The following is a 2,578-nucleotide window of genomic DNA, read 5'->3' as shown; positions in this document are numbered from 1 at the left end:
GGCGCGCCGGTTCGACGCGGCGCTCGGCGGCCTCGGCGGCTGTCCGTTCGCGCCCGGCGCCACCGGGAACATCTGCACCGAGGACCTCGTCAGCATGGCCCACGAGATGGGCATCGCCACCGGCCTCGACCTCGACGCGCTGATCGGCCTCTCCCGCGACCTGCCGCGCCTCGTCGGCCACGACGTGCCCGGCCAGGTCGCCAAGGCCGGCCGCCCCAGCGACCTCCATCCGGTTACCCAGGCGGCTTGAGCCGCAAACACCGCGACGAGGCGGCGTAAGCCGCGGAAACTGCAACGAGGCTGCGTAGGCCGCCCGAAAAACCTCGATCCGTGTCGGATAGCCCCCGCAGAAGGCGGCGCCGCCGCGTTCGCGCGCATCCTGCCCTCGGTCTTCAAGACCGGCCGGCGGGGTCGCGCATGCCGCCCGTTCCAGGAGGAAACCATGACCGCCGCCACGACCGGCCCGCTCGCGGGTGCCGACCAGATCACCGAGGGCGGCATCGTCCGCAAGGCCGCGTGGCGGCTGATGCCGCTGATCATGGTCTGCTACATGTTCGCGTTCTTCGACCGGATCAACATCAGCTTCGCCAAGTTCCAGCTGCAGAGCGACCTCGGCTTCAGCAACGTCGCCTACGGGCTCGGGGCGAGCATGTTCGTCGTCGGCTACGTGATCTTCGAGGTGCCCTCGAACCTGCTGCTGTACAAGGTCGGCGCACGGCGCTGGATCGCCCGGATCATGATCTCGTGGGGCATCGCCACCGCGCTGATGGTGTTCATTTCCACCGAGTGGCACTTCTACGTGCTGCGCTTCATCATCGGCGCGATGGAGGCCGGCTTCGCCCCGGGCATCCTGTACTACCTGACCCTGTGGTTCCCGGCCTCGTTCCGCGGGCGTGTCACCTCGTTCCTGTTCGTGGCCTCGGCCTTCTCCGGCATCTTCGGGGCACCGGTGGCGGGCCTGATCCTCGGCGGCCTCAACGGCACGATGGGCCTGGCCGGCTGGCAGTGGCTGTTCCTGGCCGGCGGCCTGCCCTGCCTCGTGCTCGGCGTACTGGTGTTCCTGCGCCTGGACGACCGGATCTCGGATGCGCGCTGGCTGACGCAGCCGGAGAAGGACCTGCTCGCCTCCAAGATCGCCCACCACAATCGCGACATCGGCGACCATTCGCTCTGGGGGGCGATCAAGCAGCCGGGCTTCCTGCTGATCGCGCTCGTGTACTTCCTGCTCCAGGTCGGCTCGTACGGCCTGAACTTCTGGGGGCCGGACCTGATCAAGACCGCCACCGGCGGCACCGCGGCCTCGGTCGGCTTCCTCACGGCGATCCCCTACATCTGCGGCGCGATCAGCATGGTCGTCGTCGGGCGCCTCTCCGACGCCTCCGGCGACCGGCCGAAATTCGTGGCGGGCCTCGCGGTCGCGGCGGCCGTCGGCTTCTTCGCCGCCGGGCTTTTCGACAAGCAGATCGTGCCGCTGATGATCGCGCTGGCGCTCGTCGGGGCCGGCATCGTCGCCTCGATCCCGACCTTCTGGACGCTTCCGGCCAAGCTCGTCACCGGCGTCGGCGCCGCCGGCGGCATCGCGCTGATCAACACGCTGGGCCAGTTCGGCGGCATCGTCAGCCCCGTGGCGGTCGGCTGGGTGAAGGATCTCACCGGCTCGACGACGCTCGCGCTCTACGGCATCGGCGTCCTCTGCCTGGTCGCGGCCGGGCTGCTGATCTTCGCCTCGCCCGCGAGCCTGCGCCGCAACGACCGCAACCCGTGAACGCGACGACGCCCGGCGGGTGGAAGACCCGCCGGGCGTCGTCCGGGCGCGAGCCCGTCACATCCCCGTTCGCTGCGCCGCCGCGGACCCGCAACGTACGGCTTGCGGGAAACCGGAGCGTTACATCGCTCGGATCCAGCATGCCGCTTCCACGCGGGAAGCAGCATGTCTTGCGCCCTACCAGCCCGATTGCGGGCCGACGAAGGTCTGGTTCAGGCCGCCGTGGCAGGCCCACTGGATGGCTCCGGCTCCTCTCGCCGTCGACGCGCCGCCGACGTCGAGGCACTGGTTCGAATGCTTCGCGACCAGCGCGACGCCGTTCCCCTGGGCCTTGGTCGCCCAGACTTGGTTGGGCCCACCGGTGCAGCTCCACTGCCAGACCTGCGCACCGACAGCCTGCGAGACGCCCCAGACATCGAGGCAGCGGCCGGTGGAGGCGCTCGTCACCGTATAGCCGCCGGCGACGGCCGTGAACTTCCACTGCTGCTCGGCGCCGCCGGTGCAGACCTGCTGGGTCACGGGCGCCCCGTCGTTGGTGTTGCCGGCCGGCACCGCGAGGCACATCCCGGAATGGGCGGCCTTGAGCAGGGTCGTGTTGGTGCTCGCGGTCGGCGCCGGGGTCGGCGTCAGGGTGGTGTCGAGCGACGGCCGCTCGCAGAACGAAGCCTGCTGGCGGTAGTCCTGCGTTTCGACGAAACCATCGATCCCGAGCGTGGTGTCGGGCCGAACCTTGACGAAGTAGTTCGGGAAGTTGACCGACTCGTAGGACACGCAAGGCCCGCTGTTGCAGCCGCAGGTCTGCGCAAGGGCGGT

General features: G+C 69.8%; 2 protein-coding genes and 1 pseudogene. 2 read left to right on the top strand and 1 reads right to left on the bottom strand.

Annotated elements, in window-relative coordinates; all coding sequences use genetic code 11:
* Together FV222_RS22720 and FV222_RS22715 are read left to right on the top strand one after the other, a co-directional pair.
* Nucleotides 1-250, top strand: a pseudogene (locus FV222_RS22720) (hydroxymethylglutaryl-CoA lyase); the annotation flags it as partial.
* A 192-nt stretch (nt 251-442) separates the two neighbouring features.
* Nucleotides 443-1,765 carry an MFS transporter gene (locus FV222_RS22715; RefSeq protein ID WP_147815702.1) on the top strand — a complete coding sequence of 441 codons (1,323 nt, stop codon included), beginning with the start codon at nt 443-445 and terminating at the stop codon, nt 1,763-1,765.
* Nucleotides 1,766-1,942: 177 nt separating this feature from the next.
* Here FV222_RS22715 and FV222_RS22710 read toward each other — a convergent pair.
* The coding region (locus FV222_RS22710) for an RICIN domain-containing protein (RefSeq protein ID WP_187277432.1) at nt 1,943-2,578 on the bottom strand (636 nt) is incomplete at its 5' end.

Origin of the sequence: Methylobacterium sp. WL103 (assembly GCF_008039885.1) — a bacterium.
GTDB lineage: Bacteria > Pseudomonadota > Alphaproteobacteria > Rhizobiales > Beijerinckiaceae > Methylobacterium > Methylobacterium cerastii.
Note: the sequence above shows the minus strand (reverse complement) of the source record. Positions and strands in the feature narration are given on the sequence as shown.